The 15,046-nt window shown below is 58.8% G+C and carries 17 protein-coding genes; 15 read left to right on the top strand and 2 right to left on the bottom strand.

Annotated elements, in window-relative coordinates; all coding sequences use genetic code 11:
• The first annotated feature begins 26 nt into the window (after positions 1 to 26).
• The 9 genes from ACR0A2_RS03840 (at position 27) to ACR0A2_RS03800 (ending at position 7,943) form a co-directional block, all read left to right on the top strand.
• Positions 27 to 905, top strand: coding sequence for a lysophospholipid acyltransferase family protein (locus ACR0A2_RS03840; protein ID WP_480834101.1), 879 nt, complete (start codon positions 27 to 29; stop codon positions 903 to 905).
• An 8-nt stretch (positions 906 to 913) separates the two neighbouring features.
• Complete coding sequence (locus tag ACR0A2_RS03835; RefSeq protein ID WP_171168294.1) at positions 914 to 1,723, top strand: glutamate racemase; 810 nt, start codon at positions 914 to 916, stop codon at positions 1,721 to 1,723.
• A 94-nt stretch (positions 1,724 to 1,817) separates the two neighbouring features.
• Positions 1,818 to 2,846, top strand: a complete 1,029-nt coding sequence (argC, locus tag ACR0A2_RS03830) for an N-acetyl-gamma-glutamyl-phosphate reductase (protein ID WP_171168292.1) — start codon at positions 1,818 to 1,820, stop codon at positions 2,844 to 2,846.
• A 7-nt stretch (positions 2,847 to 2,853) separates the two neighbouring features.
• Complete coding sequence (ccmE, locus tag ACR0A2_RS03825) at positions 2,854 to 3,300, top strand: cytochrome c maturation protein CcmE (RefSeq protein ID WP_171116077.1); 447 nt, start codon at positions 2,854 to 2,856, stop codon at positions 3,298 to 3,300.
• A 118-nt stretch (positions 3,301 to 3,418) separates the two neighbouring features.
• Positions 3,419 to 4,030, top strand: a complete 612-nt coding sequence (locus ACR0A2_RS03820) for a holin-associated N-acetylmuramidase (protein WP_224855645.1) — start codon at positions 3,419 to 3,421, stop codon at positions 4,028 to 4,030.
• Positions 4,021 to 4,599 carry a holin family protein gene (locus ACR0A2_RS03815; RefSeq protein WP_480834100.1) on the top strand — a complete coding sequence of 193 codons (579 nt, stop codon included), beginning with the start codon at positions 4,021 to 4,023 and terminating at the stop codon, positions 4,597 to 4,599. Before ACR0A2_RS03820 ends, ACR0A2_RS03815 begins: the two co-directional genes overlap by 10 nt.
• A 75-nt stretch (positions 4,600 to 4,674) precedes the next feature.
• On the top strand, positions 4,675 to 6,639 hold the full coding sequence (locus ACR0A2_RS03810; protein WP_480834099.1) for a heme lyase CcmF/NrfE family subunit: 1,965 nt from the start codon (positions 4,675 to 4,677) through the stop codon (positions 6,637 to 6,639).
• Positions 6,636 to 7,091 (top strand): cytochrome c-type biogenesis protein, encoded by a 456-nt coding sequence (locus tag ACR0A2_RS03805; protein WP_480834098.1) that lies wholly within the window; start codon positions 6,636 to 6,638, stop codon positions 7,089 to 7,091. Before ACR0A2_RS03810 ends, ACR0A2_RS03805 begins: the two co-directional genes overlap by 4 nt.
• Before the next feature lie 75 nt (positions 7,092 to 7,166).
• Positions 7,167 to 7,943 carry an enoyl-CoA hydratase-related protein gene (locus ACR0A2_RS03800; protein ID WP_480834097.1) on the top strand — a complete coding sequence of 259 codons (777 nt, stop codon included), beginning with the start codon at positions 7,167 to 7,169 and terminating at the stop codon, positions 7,941 to 7,943.
• A gap of 11 nt (positions 7,944 to 7,954) precedes the next feature.
• Here ACR0A2_RS03800 and bmt read toward each other — a convergent pair whose 3' ends face one another.
• Together bmt and ACR0A2_RS03790 are read right to left on the bottom strand one after the other, a co-directional pair.
• The gene (gene bmt, locus ACR0A2_RS03795; protein ID WP_480834096.1) at positions 7,955 to 8,968 is read right to left on the bottom strand and encodes a betaine--homocysteine S-methyltransferase; all 1,014 of its coding nucleotides are present in this window, start codon (positions 8,966 to 8,968) and stop codon (positions 7,955 to 7,957) included.
• A gap of 121 nt (positions 8,969 to 9,089) precedes the next feature.
• Complete coding sequence (locus tag ACR0A2_RS03790; RefSeq protein ID WP_152457893.1) at positions 9,090 to 9,407, bottom strand: DUF1476 domain-containing protein; 318 nt, start codon at positions 9,405 to 9,407, stop codon at positions 9,090 to 9,092.
• Between the two features lie 187 nt (positions 9,408 to 9,594).
• Between ACR0A2_RS03790 and purC the strand changes: the two genes are divergently transcribed.
• The 6 genes from purC to ACR0A2_RS03760 all read left to right on the top strand — a co-directional run bounded on the left by purC (position 9,595) and on the right by ACR0A2_RS03760 (position 15,044).
• Positions 9,595 to 10,350 carry a phosphoribosylaminoimidazolesuccinocarboxamide synthase gene (purC, locus tag ACR0A2_RS03785; protein WP_117869044.1) on the top strand — a complete coding sequence of 252 codons (756 nt, stop codon included), beginning with the start codon at positions 9,595 to 9,597 and terminating at the stop codon, positions 10,348 to 10,350.
• Between the two features lie 139 nt (positions 10,351 to 10,489).
• A complete protein-coding gene (locus ACR0A2_RS03780; protein WP_171228698.1) occupies positions 10,490 to 11,155 on the top strand; it encodes a MarC family protein in 666 nt (221 codons plus the stop codon).
• A 115-nt stretch (positions 11,156 to 11,270) separates the two neighbouring features.
• Positions 11,271 to 11,501 (top strand): phosphoribosylformylglycinamidine synthase subunit PurS, encoded by a 231-nt coding sequence (gene purS, locus ACR0A2_RS03775; protein WP_117872765.1) that lies wholly within the window; start codon positions 11,271 to 11,273, stop codon positions 11,499 to 11,501.
• A 4-nt stretch (positions 11,502 to 11,505) separates the two neighbouring features.
• Entirely contained in the window at positions 11,506 to 12,549 is a 1,044-nt protein-coding gene (locus tag ACR0A2_RS03770) for a zinc-dependent alcohol dehydrogenase family protein (RefSeq protein WP_480834094.1), read from the top strand.
• Between the two features lie 11 nt (positions 12,550 to 12,560).
• Entirely contained in the window at positions 12,561 to 13,229 is a 669-nt protein-coding gene (gene purQ / locus ACR0A2_RS03765; protein WP_152457897.1) for a phosphoribosylformylglycinamidine synthase subunit PurQ, read from the top strand.
• 132 nt (positions 13,230 to 13,361) lie between these two features.
• Positions 13,362 to 15,044 carry a sensor histidine kinase gene (locus ACR0A2_RS03760; protein ID WP_371807735.1) on the top strand — a complete coding sequence of 561 codons (1,683 nt, stop codon included), beginning with the start codon at positions 13,362 to 13,364 and terminating at the stop codon, positions 15,042 to 15,044.
• Positions 15,045 to 15,046: the final 2 nt, after the last annotated feature.

Here is a 15,046-nt window from a genome sequence, read left to right as displayed (position 1 = left end):
TTGCGGGCAGCAAAACGGAGCCCTTCATGTCTTCTCGTCGTCATGTCGTTCGTGACATCTCGTATGCGCATTCCGCCGAAACCAAGGGGGGGCGGTTGGTCATCAGGCTGATGGAGAACACCACGGGACGGTTGCGTCTGATCAAACGGGCCGACGGATACGAACAAGAAGTCGCAAAGGGTCGGGATTTTTGGTCGGTCATGGTCGATCGCTATGGATTGACCTTGGATGTCGTTGGTGGCGTACTGGCGAATATCCCCAAGGAAGGTCCGCTTATCCTGATTGCAAACCATCCATATGGAATTCTGGATGGGCTGATGATGGGGCATATATTGTCCCAGACCCGTGGTGATTTCCGGATTCTCGCAAATCGCGTTTTCCGCAAGGCCGAAGACCTGAACCGTATCGTTTTGCCTGTTTCGTTTGATGAAACCAAAGAAGCGGTGAAACTGAATCTGGATACGCGGAAGACCGCAATGAATTACCTTGGCGATGGCGGCGCGATCGGGATTTTCCCTGGGGGTACGGTCAGCACCGGCGTCAATCCGTTCGCGCATCCCATGGATCCGGGTTGGCGCGGTTTCACGGCCCGAATGGTGGCCAAATCCAATGCCACCGTCGTTCCGGTGTTCTTCGACGGGCACACGTCACGTCTGTTTCAGATTGCTAGCCATATGCACAACACCCTGCGCATGGGGTTGCTGATCAAGGAATTCAAAAAACGTGTCGATACTCCGGTCAAAGTGGTGATTGGCACGCCTATCGGGCGCGACATTCTGGATCCGCTGGGCAAGGATACGCGCAAGATGATGGATTTCCTGCGCAAAGCGACGTATGAGCTGTCTCCGACACCGCTGAAGTCTTATGACTATGGCTATGAATTTGAGGAACGGCATCGCGCCTGAAGGGGCTAATGGCAGTAGGTATCTTTGATTCCGGATTGGGCGGTCTTACCGTCCTGAGCGCCGCGCAGACACGTCTGCCTGACGTTGATTTCCTGTATTACGCGGACAGCGCGCATGCCCCTTACGGTGTGCGCGATGCCGAGGACATCTATCAGCTGACCCGAAAGGCCGTGCAGGACCTTTGGGATCGCGGCTGCAACTTGGTGATTCTGGCCTGCAACACCGCCAGCGCGGCGGCGCTGCGCCGGATGCAGGAAGAGGGCGTGCCCGAAGGCAAACGTGTGCTTGGTGTCTTTGTTCCCTTGATCGAGGCCCTGACCGAACGGCAATGGGGCGACAATTCCCCCCCACGCGAAGTGGCGGTCAAGCATGTCGCCTTGTTCGCCACGCCAGCCACTGTATCCAGCCGGGCCTTTCAGCGCGAGCTGGCGTTCCGGGCAATTGGCGTGGATGTCGAGGCGCAGGCATGTGGTGGCGTCGTGGATGCCATTGAAGACGGTGACATGATCCTGGCCGAGGCGCTGGTGCGCAGCCATGTGGAAGCCCTCAAGCGCAAGATGCCTGAACCGCAGGCGGCCATTCTGGGCTGTACGCATTACCCGCTTATGGCAGACGTGTTTCAGGCGGCATTGGGACCTGACGTGCAGGTCTATAGCCAGGGGGAACTGGTTGCGGAAAGCCTTGCGGATTATCTCCATCGCCACCCCAACATGCTGGGTAACGGCCCGGGAGGGTTCCTGACGACGGGGAAACCCAATGTGGTGAGCGATCGGGCGACACAGTTCCTCCGACGACAAATCACATTCGAGGCCGCCTGACTTCGGTCAAGGACGCGGCCGCTCTGCTTTCATTAATTCAAGACCGTCGCATCGGCGGTCGTAACATGTGACACACGTTGAGAAGAGGTCTGACATGACCCATAAAATCGCAATTCTGGGCGCTTCGGGTTATACCGGTGCGGAACTGGTGCGGCTGATCGCCGAACACCCCAACATGGAAATCGCCGCGCTGGCCGCCGAACGCAAGGCGGGGATGACCATGGCGCAGGTTTTCCCGCATCTGCGCCACATGGATCTGCCGGACCTGTGCAAGATTTCCGAGATCGATTTTTCCCGGATCGATCTGTGCTTTTGTGCCCTTCCGCACAAGACAAGCCAGGAAGTGATCAGTGCGCTGCCCAAGGATCTGAAGATCATCGATCTGTCTGCTGACTTCCGGCTGACTGACCCGGATGAATATGAAAAGTGGTACGGAAACCCGCATACCGCGCTCGAGCAGCAGGAAGAGGCCGTTTATGGCCTGACCGAGTTCTATCGCGACGAAATCCGGGGCGCACGGCTGGTGGCGGGTACGGGGTGCAACGCGGCAACCGGTCAATACGTTCTGCGGCCGCTTGTTTCTGCCGGGGTGATTGATCTGGACGATATCGTGCTGGATCTGAAATGTGCTGTATCCGGGGCAGGGCGGTCGCTGAAGGAAAACCTGCTGCACGCCGAACTGAGTGAGGGCACCAACGCCTATGCCGTCGGCGGGACCCACAGGCATCTGGGCGAGTTCGATCAGGAGTTTTCCAAACTGGCCGGTCGTACGGTTCATGTGCAGTTCACTCCGCACCTGATCCCTGCAAACCGGGGCATTCTGGCCACCACCTACGTGAAAGGGGACCCGAATAGCATCTATGAAACGCTTGCAAAGGCTTATGCGGATGAGCCTTTCATTCAGATGCTGCCGATGGGCGAGACACCATCGACCCACCACGTGCGCGGGTCCAACTTCTGTCATATCGGGGTTGTGGCAGACCGGATCGAACGGCGCGCGATCGTGATCGCGGCGCTGGATAACCTGACAAAAGGTAGCAGTGGCCAAGCCTTGCAGAACGCCAATCTGATGTTAGGTGAGATTGAAACCCGGGGCCTGATGATGGCACCGTTATTCCCGTGAGGACGGTATGAAAACGCTCAAGAAACGTCGCCGAGTACAAGTCATTCTGGTAGCTGTCGTTGCCTTGGTGGCGTCGACGGCGTTGATTGGTTACGCCATGCGCGACGGGATCAACTTTTTCCGCTCGCCAAGCCAGGTGATTGCCGAACCACCCAAGCCGACCGAGGTCTTTCGGATCGGCGGCCTGGTCGAAGAAGGTTCAATCATCCGTGGGCAGGGCGAAACCGTACATTTTGTCGTCACCGACGGCGGCGAAAGCGTCAAGGTTTCTTTCACCGGGGTTCTGCCTGATCTGTTTTCGGAGAATCAGGGCATGGTCGGCACCGGACGTTACGTGAACGGCGTCTTTGAAGCCACTGAAATTCTGGCCAAACATGACGAAACCTATATGCCGAAGGAAGTCGTGGACGCGTTGAAAGAGCAGGGCGTGTACAAAGAGGCTGAAGAAAGCTGACCTGACCCACATTCGTGTTGAGGGCGTTGCGCGCGGGATGCGGGCAGCGCCCTTGGTCGTTCAGGCTTGTTAATTCTTTTTCGGGATCGTCAGTGCCATTCAACGAAATGAGGGCGCTATGCAAACGGTTCGGCAGATTGCCAATGAAATTGTGCGCCGGGAAGGCGGGTACGTGAATGACCCGGACGATCCGGGCGGGGCAACCAAGTTCGGTGTCACGATCCACACGATGCGCAGGCTTGGGCTGGATCTGACGGGGGATGGGCTGGTTGACGTGGCGGATGTCCGGGCGCTTACTCAGCGCGAGGCGGTCGATATCTTTGTTCAGCACTACTTTGAAAAGCCACGCATCGCGCTGTTGCCGGATGTTCTGCATGCCCCTGTCTTCGACATGTATGTCAATGCCGGTGCGCAAGCAGTTATAATCCTGCAACGGCTTTTACGTGATATGGGGTTTGACGTGGTGGCAGATGGCGTGATCGGCGCGCAAACGGCGCAGGCGTGCGAAGACGCGGCCCAACCAGATCCCAACGCGTTGCGCGATGCCTACGGCGTGGCGCGGCGGAACTATTACTTTCGGCTGGCCGACAAACGACCGGCATCCAGAAAATACGCGCGCACCCGATCCGGTGGCAAAGGAGGCTGGATCAAACGGGCCGAAGAGTTTCTGTCGCCACGCTATCGTCTGACCGAAAGTGAATTCAAGGAAAGGGTTGCGGCATGGGGTTGATCTCGGGGGTATTGGCGCTGCTGTTCGGCGGCGGTCGCAACGCTGTGCGTGAGACGGTTGAAATATACCGGGAAAACGCCGAGTCCCGTGCCGAGCGCGCGACCGAGTTGCAAAGTCAGGCAATGACGCAGTTCGGCGGAGAGTTCGTGGTTCCTCAAAAAGGCCTGTTCGACCGCGTCATGGATGGCGTGAACCGGTTGCCGCGCCCGGCTTTGGCGCTTGGAACGCTGGGATTGTTTGTTGCCGCGATGGTGGATCCGCTGTGGTTCGCTGAACGCATGCAGGGCATTGCGCTGGTGCCGGAACCTCTTTGGTGGTTGCTGGGCGTGATCGTCTCTTTCTATTTTGGCGCGCGCCATCAGAGCAAAATGCAGGATTTTCAGCGGGATATAGGCGCAGCCATGCAGCGCCTGCCGACGGTCATGGGGAACATAGAAACGGTGCGGGCCATGCGCAGCGACAGCCCGGGCGTCGCCGACGCAGGCCCTGATGCCAACCTGATACAGAACGCCTCGCGTCCTGATGCGAATCCAGCATTGACCGATTGGCGCAAGCTTCGGGGGCTTTGACCCGCGACACTATGTGCCCCCGGATCATGCGAAAGTTAATGGCCCCCGGTTCGGCCTCGCAGTATATTCCGGGGCATGATTACAGAGCTTGGCCACTTCGCCCTCATCCTCGCCTTTTTCGTCGCCATCGTGCAAAGCGTGGTGCCTCTGATCGGTGCGTCAAAAAACTGGACCGGCTGGATGGCTTTTGCCGAGCCTGCTGCCATCGTCCAGTTTCTGCTGACTGCATTTTCCTTCGGTGCGCTGATCTGGGCTTTCATCGTGTCGGACTTTTCGCTGCGGATCGTGGTCGAAAACAGTCATTCGGCCAAGCCGATGATCTACAAGATCAGCGGGACGTGGGGAAACCACGAAGGATCGATGCTGCTTTGGGTGCTGATTGTCACGCTGTTCGGAGCGATGGCGGCGTTCTTTGGGGGCGGGTTGCCCCCAAGCCTGAAGGCGCGTGTGCTTGCGGTTCAATCTGCCATTGCCGTGGCATTTTTTGCTTTCATACTGTTTACCTCGAACCCGTTTGACCGGCTGGCAATTGCGCCGTTTGACGGGCGGGATCTGAACCCGCTGTTGCAGGATCCCGGTTTGGCCTTCCATCCGCCGTTTCTGTATCTCGGTTATGTGGGGCTTAGCATGGCGTTCAGTTTTGCCATCGCCGCGCTGATCGAAGGGCGTATCGATGCGGCATGGGGCCGTTGGGTTCGCCCATGGACGCTGGCGGCCTGGGTGTTTTTGACAATCGGCATCGCGCTGGGGTCCTGGTGGGCCTATTACGAGCTGGGCTGGGGCGGTTTCTGGTTCTGGGATCCGGTTGAGAACGCTTCTTTCATGCCGTGGCTCCTGGCGGCAGCGCTGTTGCATTCGGCAATCGTTGTTGAAAAGCGCGAGGCGCTGAAAAGCTGGACCATCCTGCTGGCAATCATTGCCTTCGGGTTTTCGCTGATCGGGACATTCATCGTTCGTTCGGGGCTGCTGACTTCGGTTCACGCGTTTGCCAATGATCCGGAACGCGGGGTTTTCATCCTGTTCATTCTGGTGGTTTTCATCGGCGGGGCGCTGACTTTGTTTGCCGCGCGGGCGCAGGCGATGGAGGCCAAGGGTGTTTTCGGCATGGTCAGCCGCGAAAGCGCGCTGATCGTAAACAACGTCCTGCTGGCGGTCAGTTGTTTCGTGGTCTTTGTCGGTACCATGTGGCCGATGGTGGCCGAGATGATGTTTGATCGCAAACTCTCGGTCGGCGCGCCGTTTTTCAACGCTGCATTCTCTCCATTCATGGTTTTGCTGGGATTGATCCTTCCCATCGGGGCCATGTTGCCGTGGAAACGCGGGCGGATTGGAAAAACGGCCTGGTCGCTGCGCTATGCCTTTGGTCTGGCCTTGGCGATTGCCCTGCTGGTTTGGGCGATGCAGACCGGCCGCAGCGCTTTGGGGCCGGTGGGTCTGTTCCTTGGGGCGTGGATTACATTTGGCGCCATCGTTGATTTGTGGAGCCGTACGGGGCGCAACGGCAGCCTGAAACGCTTGTTCCGCCTGCCAGGTGCGGATTGGGGTAAAGCCGTCGCTCATACCGGGCTGGGTGTTACCATCTTTGCCATTGCAGGCCTGACTGCATGGGAGGACGAGGATATTCGCGTCGCCCAACCCAACCAACCTTTCGAAGTGGGACAGTTCACGCTGACGCTGCAAGATGTCCGTCGGGTCGAGGGGCCGAACTATTTTTCGACCACGGCGGATGTTCTGGTTGAAAAGAATGGCCGCCCGATTGGGACATTGCACCCGGAAAAACGGGACTACCCCGTGGCGCGGATGCCCACGACCGAAGCGGCGATCGATTATCGTTTCCTCGGGGACCTTTACGTCGTGATCGGCGATCAACAGGCAAATGGTGGCTGGGTGATGCGAACCTATATCAAGCCGCTTGCAAACTGGATCTGGGGCGGCTGTATCCTGATGGCGCTTGGCGGTGTCCTGAGCCTGTGTGACAGGCGCTTCCGTGTGGCCGCAGGCGCAAGAAAAACCCCGGTCGGCGGAGTACCTGCGGAATGAAACGCCTTGTTCTGATTCTGATGATGCTCGCAACACCCGTCTTTGCGGTGCAGCCTGACGAGGTTCTGGATGATCCGGTACTGGAACAGCGTGCGCGGGATCTCAGCGCCGGACTGCGTTGCCTTGTATGCCGCAATGAGAGCATCGACGAAAGCAACGCGGATCTCGCGCGCGATTTGCGCGTGTTGTTGCGGGAACGGTTGGTGGCTGGGGATACGGACGAACAGGCGATCGCGTTTATCGTTGATCGGTATGGCGAATACGTACTTCTGAAACCGACTGCCAGCGGCTCGAACCTGTTTTTGTGGCTGGCCGGGCCAATCATGCTGTTGATCGCTGCCGTGGTTGGGTTGAACTTTCTCCGTACCCGGGCCAAGGCCCGTGCTTCGGTGGACTCTGCCGCGTTGAGTGAGGACGAAAAAGAACGTCTGCGTCAAATTCTTGAAGACTGACGCGTGGTTCTGCTTTTCCCGTCCCGTCCGGGCCAGTAAGTGTGCAAAAACACATGGCGCGACGGGAGGGTTTTCATGAATTACGAAACGGTTGCTCTGGAGGTTGCAGACGGTCTGGCAGTTCTGACGCTGAACAAGCCGGACAAGATGAACGCGCTGACCACCCAGATGCGGGCAGAGATTGCGCACGCCATGAAAGATGCAGCGAGCAAGGCGCGCTGTGTCGTCATCACCGGTTCGGGCCCTGCGTTTTGTTCCGGGCAGGATCTGGGCGATGCGTCTTCAACCGGCAAGATCGATCTGGAACGGTCGCTGCGCGATGAATATGAACCGATGCTGGAGACGATCCACAATTGCCCGGTGCCCACGATTGCCGCGGTGAACGGACCGGCGGCCGGGGCAGGCGCGAACCTTGCCCTTTGTGCCGATGTGGTGATTGCCACCGAAAGCGCCTATTTCCTACAGGCATTTGCCCGTATCGGTCTGCTGCCGGATGCCGGGGGAACATGGTTCATGCCCCGTCAGATGGGGTTGGCCAAAGCAATGGGCGCGGCCTTATTTGCCGAAAAGATCACGGCAAAGCAGGCGGATGAATGGGGCATGATCTGGGAAGCCGTTCCGGATGACGCTTTCGCTGATCATTGGCGCAAGAGGGCAGAGTATCTGGCAAAGGGCCCCACAGCCGCCTATGGCGCGATCAAGCAAGCCATTCGCGGAACGTATGAAAACACTCTGCAACAGCAGCTTGCGACCGAGGCGCACCTGCAAGGCGAATGTGGCCGTTCGAGGGATTTCGCCGAAGGTGTCGTGGCCTTCATGGAAAAACGCCCTCCGAAATTCGAAGGGCGCTGATCAGGCTGACGTCATGCGCGGCGGCGGCGGCGTGTGCGGCGTTCCGGTGCCGCATCGTCATCCGTCCCGTCCGAGGCGGATGTGAACGGACCCAGCGCATCAGTGATCTGATCGAGTGTCGGGCGTTCACCACGAGGCGTGGTATCCAGCGCCTCACGCATCTTGCGCAGGTGGTCGGGCATGGTTCCGCAGCACCCGCCAATGATGGTCGCGCCGGCATCCCGCGCCATGGCGGCATACTGCCCCATCAGTTCGGGCGTGCCGTCATAATGGATGTGGCCATCCACGTATTTCGGAATTCCTGCATTGCCCTTCGAAATCAGCGGGCGTTCAGTGCCTTGCGCGGCAAATCCCAGTACGGTGCGCAGAATGTCGGATGCGCCGGTGCCGCAATTGGCACCGAAAGCGATGGGGGGATTCGGCAGAGTTTCGACCAGTTGGGCCAGATCGGCCGAGGTGACACCCATCATCGTGCGTCCGGCCGTGTCAAAGCTCATTGTGCCGCACCAGGGCATGTCGGTCAGTGCAAAGGCTTCGGCGGCGGCGCGAAACTCTTCGGGGGCGCTGATGGTTTCCACCCACAGAACATCCACCCCACCTTCTTTCAGCGCTTCCGCCTGTTCGTGGAACATTTCCACGGCTTCCGCGTGCGACAGGCTGCCGACCGGCTCCATGATTTCTCCAGTCGGGCCGACCGATCCTGCAACGACGACTGGTCGTCCGGCCTTGTCGGCGATTTCACGCCCCAGCTCGGCGCCGATGCGGTTCAGTTCGCCCACGCGGTTGTGCGCGTCATGCAGTTTCAGCCGTGCCGCTGTGCCGCCGAACGTGTTGGTCAGGAACAGATCGCTGCCTGCATCAACCGACCCCTGATACAGAGCCCGGATCTTGTCCGGGGCTTCCACGTTCCAGAGTTCAGGAGCGTCACCAGATTGCAGGCCCATGTTGAACAGATTCGTTCCCGTGGCACCATCGGCCAGAATGGCGTCATTGGATTCCAGAAGCTTGCTCAGCGCGTTTGTCATAGGGTTGTTCCAGGAAAAGGCGCAAAACGCCGTTAAAAAAAGAGACGCCCCGTGTCTCATGACCAAGGCGTCAAATCAAATTCATAAAACTCATGAAGATCATGAGTCGGACGCCCTAGGCTCAGTTGGTCTCGCTCAGGACCTGCGCCTTGGCTTCGGGCAGAAGCTCGGCCATTTTCGCGCGGATTTCCTCGTCCGAGGACAGGTTGCCCAGATCGCCGGAAACCTTGCGAACGACATCTTCGTGCCCGGCTTCCTCGAAGTCGGAAATCACGACCGTCTTTGCATATTCTTCGGCGTCGGCACCGGATTTACCCAGTTTTTCAGCAGCCCACAGACCCAAAAGCTTGTTGCAGCGGGCTTGTGCCTTGAACTGCATCTCTTCATCATGGGCAAACTTGGCTTCAAAGGCGTTTTCGCGTTCGTCGAACGTCGTCATAGGGCAAGGACCTCTTGGGTTATGTCTTCTTTCCTGATGATATGACTATACGACGTCCCATGCGCAAGGGATTTGCGCTGCGTCAAAGCCTCTCGGGTACATGAACTTGCGGGAAATGGGTGCTTGGACTATGAGGACGCGAACGTGAGGGGACTCAATCCCTCTGTGCAGAGTGGAAAGGTCGCTTATGGCGCGTCGCAAGAAAATCTATGAAGGCAAGGCCAAGATTCTGTACGAAGGCCCCGAACCGGGCACGATCGTCCAGTATTTCAAGGATGACGCCACCGCCTTCAACGCGGAAAAGAAGGACGTGATCGACGGCAAGGGTGTGCTCAACAACCGCCTGTCGGAATTCTTCATGACCGGCCTGACCCAGATCGGCATTCCGAACCACTTCATTCGCCGCCTGAACATGCGTGAACAGCTGGTTCGCAACTGCGAAATCGTTCCGCTGGAAGTGATCGTGCGCAACTATGCCGCCGGATCGATGTCCAAGCGCTTGGGCATTGCAGAGGGCACGCAACTGCCGCGCCCGATCGTCGAGTACTGCTACAAGGACGATTCGCTGGGTGATCCGCTAGTCACCGAAGAACACATCGCCGCGTTTGGCTGGGCCAGCCAGCAGGACATGGACGATATCCTCAGCCTTGCCTTGCGCGTGAACGATTTCATGAGCGGTGTGATGCTGGCGGTGGGCATTCGTCTGGTCGACTTCAAGATCGAGATCGGCCGCGTGTTTGAAGGCGATTATCAGCGCCTGATCGTTGCTGACGAAATCAGCCCCGACAGCTGCCGCCTGTGGGATATCGAAACCGGTCAGAAACTGGACAAGGACGTGTTCCGCCGTGATTTGGGCAGTTTGACCGACGCCTATTCCGAAGTTGCACGCCGACTGGGTGTCCTGCCCAGCAACAATGTCACCAAGCCGACGCTGATCAACTAGGAACGGCCGTACCACAAGTTTGCCAAAGCGCCGCAACCGTGTTTGCGGCGCTTTTTCGTTCGCGGTTGAAATTGACAGTTTCTCGTTTCCCCAGCATGTTTGCCTCGGGCAGGCACAAAAGGTTCAGGATGGGTGTCAAATGGCGGAACTGTTTGATCAGACAGTATTTCTGAAGTTTCTGGCCGCCGTGCTTGCAATCTTCAATCCGCTTTACAACATCCCCATTTTTCTGAGCATGACCAAGAACTGCACTGCGGCAGAGCGGCGGCACGTTGCGGTTGTTGTCATGATCTCGGTTACCGTCATTGCGCTGACCGCTGTCGTGATCGGGGAAGAGGTGCTTGGGGTTTTTGGCATTGATGTGCCGGCTTTCCGGATTGCCGGAGGGATCATCATTTTCGGAATCGGGATGTCGATGTTGAAGGCCGAGGACCGGCCGCCGGGCGATCAGGCCGCGATGGACGACGGGCACGAGCGGAAACTGAATTTTGCGGTCGTACCGCTGGCGATACCTTTGACCATAGGGCCGGGCACGATTGCCATCACGATCGTTTTTTCGCACCAACTGTCGAACGGCGCCGAAATCGTGACGCTGGGTTCGGCGATCCTGATTGCCTGCGTGATCGTGGGGCTGGGATTGTTGTTCGCAGATCAGATCTCGCGCCTGTTGGGTGAGACAATGATCAACGTCCTGACCCGGATCATGGCCATCCTGCTGGTCGCCGTCGCGGTCGAGATGGTTCTGACTGGCACGTTCCATGCAATTGACGCGCATTACCCGGGATTGGCCAAAGAAGGCGGATAGTTGGATTGCTGCGGCAAACTGCTTTGCAAACAGGGTTGTCGAAAGCCATTTGGCGCGCTATCCCCCGCGCAACGAAATGGGCCTCGGATTGCGGCCCGCAGGTGGAGTTGCCAAAATGAAAGCACGGGTTCATGTGATGCTCAAGAACGGGGTGCTGGACCCGCAGGGCGAAGCGGTTCGGCACGCATTGGGCGCAATGGGCTTTGATCAGGTCGAAGGTGTGCGTCAGGGCAAGGTGATCGATCTTGAACTGGCCGACGGCGCGACCGAAGCAGATGTGACCGAGATGTGCGAAAAGCTTTTGGCCAACACTGTTATCGAACGCTACGAGATCGAACTGGTCTGATGGAATGCGGGCCGCGCGTCTGATCACCTACCGTCAGCCGCTTGAGGTAACGACGATCCCGGATCCCGCACCGGCGGAAGACGGCGTGGTCGTGCGGGTGCTGGCCTGCGGTGTGTGCCGGTCTGACTGGCACGCGTGGTCTGGTTCGGACCCGGACGTCAACCTGCCCATGACCCTAGGGCACGAGTATTGCGGCGAGGTGGTTTCCGTCGGCGCGCGCGTCACCCGGTGGCGTGTCGGAGACCGGGTGATTGCTCCTTTCATTCTGGCCTGTGGCCGGTGTCCGGATTGTGCGCAAGGTCATCAGACGATCTGCGCGGATCAGGTTGTGCCGGGGTTCACCTGTGGCGGCGCTTTTGCGGAATATGTCGCGGTGGCCCATGCCGACGCGAACCTGACATCCTTGCCGGACAGTATCGCGCCGGACATCGCGGCCGCGTTGGGTTGCCGCGTGACGACAGCGTGGCAGGCATTGGTCGGTCGGGCACAGGTTCAAGGCGGTGAATGGATTGCCGTCTTCGGCGGTGGCGGTGTCGGAATATCCACTTTGCTGCTGGGCAAGGCGCTTGGTGCACGTGTGGTAATTGTCGACATCACGGATGACAAACTGAACTATGCTAAGGCTCTGGGCGCAGATGCGGTGGTCAATGCGGCAACCTGCGATGCGCCCCAGGCGGTGAAGGATATCACCGGTGGCGGTGCCCATGTCGCGATCGAGGCGCTTGGCGTCGAAGCTACGACCGTTTCCGCTATGCGTTCCCTGCGCAAAATGGGGCGCATGGTGCAGATCGGGATGCCTGCTGGAGATCACACCCAGATGGCGTTGCCGATGGATGTGCTTTACTCTGGCCAGCTTTCTGTCTTTGGCACACGCGGAATGCCAAGCTGGCGCTATCCGTCTTTGTTGTCGCTGATCGCGGGCGGTGGAATTGACCTGAGCCCGTTGGTCACGCGAAAAATATCTCTCAACCAGGTGAGCGCCGAGCTTGCCGCCTTTGACCATCCAACCCCTCCGGGCGTTGCGGTCGTCACCGATTTTGTCTCGTAGGAGGGCCCGCCATGCGCGCAGCCGTAATCGTTTTCCCCGGATCGAACTGTGACCGAGACCTCGCGGTCGCTTTTGAGCAGGCCGGTTTTCAGGTCGACATGGTCTGGCACAAAGATGCGGCGCTGCCGGACGGTATTGATATCGTAGGCGTTCCGGGCGGGTTTTCTTACGGTGACTATCTGCGGTGCGGTGCAATCGCTGCGCAGTCGCCGATCTGCAAGGCCGTGGTCAACCACACCGAACGCGGCGGTTATGCGGTCGGGATCTGCAACGGATTTCAGGTTCTGACGGAAACAGGTATCCTGCCGGGGGCGCTGCTGCGCAATGCCGGGCTGAAATACATCTGCAAGACTGTGGGCCTGAAAGTTGAAACCAGCGACAGCGTCTTTACCGGTGGCTATAACGCAGGCGACGTGATCGGTATTCCGATCGCGCATCACGACGGCAACTATTTCGCGGATGACGCAACGCTGGCGGCGTTGAGAGATCAGGACAGGATCGCATTCACCTATACCGAGAACCCAAACGGCTCGGTCGGTGATATCGCGGGGATCCTTTCCGAAAACCGTCGTGTTCTGGGTATGATGCCGCATCCCGAGCGCGCGGCCGATCAAGGGCATGGCGGCACTGACGGGGCGGCGCTGTTCCGCGCATTGTCAGGTGTGTTTGAAGCGGCGTGACTTGAGGTCACGCGCGCCCGCGCGTAACGTCTGATCATGAACTCGGACGTGCGATCAGGCTGGTCAAAGCTGCTGAAACCGTTTCGCGGCGCCCCGTTGGGGTGGCGGCTGCGGCTGGCTGTTATTGTATTGATGGTGGCAACAATCGCAACGGTTTGGATCACCAACCGCTTGTTGACTGACAGGTTCACCGAATCCACCCGCAACCGGGCCGAGCTGCGCCTTGCGCTGTATTCCGGCAATTTGCTGAGCGAACTGCGCCGCAACTCGATCGTGCCCCAGTTGCTGGCGCGGGACCCGACACTGATTTCGGCGCTGCAATCCAGGGACTATTCGTTGTCGACGCAGCGTTTGATTTCGTTCGTGGAGGAAATCGGTGCGGCGTCGTTGATGCTGTTGGATGGTGACGGGCGAACGGTTGCGGCGACGGATCGGAACAGACTGGGCGAGGCGCACAGGAATATTCCGTATTTTGTGGACGCGATCCGGTCAAATGCGACGATCTTTTCCGTTATTCCTAAGGAATCCGGCGGATATAGCTTTGTCTATTCGCGCCGGCTTGAAAACAGTGCGGAAATACTGGGCGTGATCGTTGTCGAAGTTGATCTGCAAAAGTTTGAACAGGCATGGGCCGGTATTTCGGATGCGGTTATGGTCACTGACAGCACCGGAACCATCATTCTGTCCACCGAACCGCGCTGGCGGGGTCTGGATGAGGGGGCGGCCCTGCTGCGTCAACCGCCGCAAGGGGCGATCCAGCGGGCCATTCGCGCGACGACCGATTGGACCGCTTTGCCACCTGACGCCTACCTGCAAGGCGAGGCCGTGATGCGTCTGGAGACGCGCATCCCGTTCCGCGGCTGGCAAATGACTTCATTCACGACCTATGCCTCGATCCGCGAGAAAGTGAACAGCGTTCTGGCGCTCGAGATCATGGGCTTTGCGATTCTTCTGGCGCTGGCGTTCTACGCGTTGAGCCGACGCGCGACGCTGCGCATGACCCTGTTTCAGCGCGAGTCGGCAGAGCTTCGCGCATTGAACGCTAGGCTACAGCGGGAAATCGCTGAACGCGAACGGGTTGAAAAGACGTTGGATTTGGCGGAACAGACCCTTGCCCAAAGCTCGAAACTTGCAGCTCTGGGTGAGATGTCAGCGGCGGTCAGTCACGAGCTGAATCAACCTCTGGCTGCAATGAAAACCTATCTGGCCGGCGCCCGTCTGCTGTTGCGTCGAAACCGGCCGGAAGAGGCATTGGCCAGCTTTGGCCGGATCGATGGCCTGATCGAGCGGATGGGCGCGATTACGCGGCAGCTCAAATCTTACGCGCGCAAGGGGGCTGATGCGTTTTCACCTGTAAATCTTGGCGAAGCGCTGGCCTCGGCCTTGTCGATGATGGAGCCGCAGTTGCGTCAGCGCCATGTGAAGATCACCCAGATCCTGCCGGAAGAACCGGTGGTGGTGATGGGGGACCGGATGCGGATCGAGCAAGTGATGGTCAACCTCTTGCGCAATGCGCTGGACGCCACCAAATCAGTGGCAGAGCCGGATGTGGAAATCATCCTGGCGGCGGGTGACACGGCTGTCCTGACGGTACGCGACAACGGGCATGGGATCGAGGATATCGAGAACCTGTTCGAGCCGTTCTATACCACCAAACAGCCCGGAGACGGGGTGGGCCTGGGGCTTGCCATCTCGTCGGGGATCGTGAACGACCATGGGGGACGGCTGACTGCGCGCAACGGCCAATACGGTGGCGCGGTGTTTGAAATGCAGTTGCCAGCACTGGGAAGCGACGGCCTTGAGGCCGCGGAATAACG

Source organism: Ruegeria sp. H8, assembly GCF_056532905.1.
This window is presented reverse-complemented; position numbering and strand designations above follow the sequence as displayed.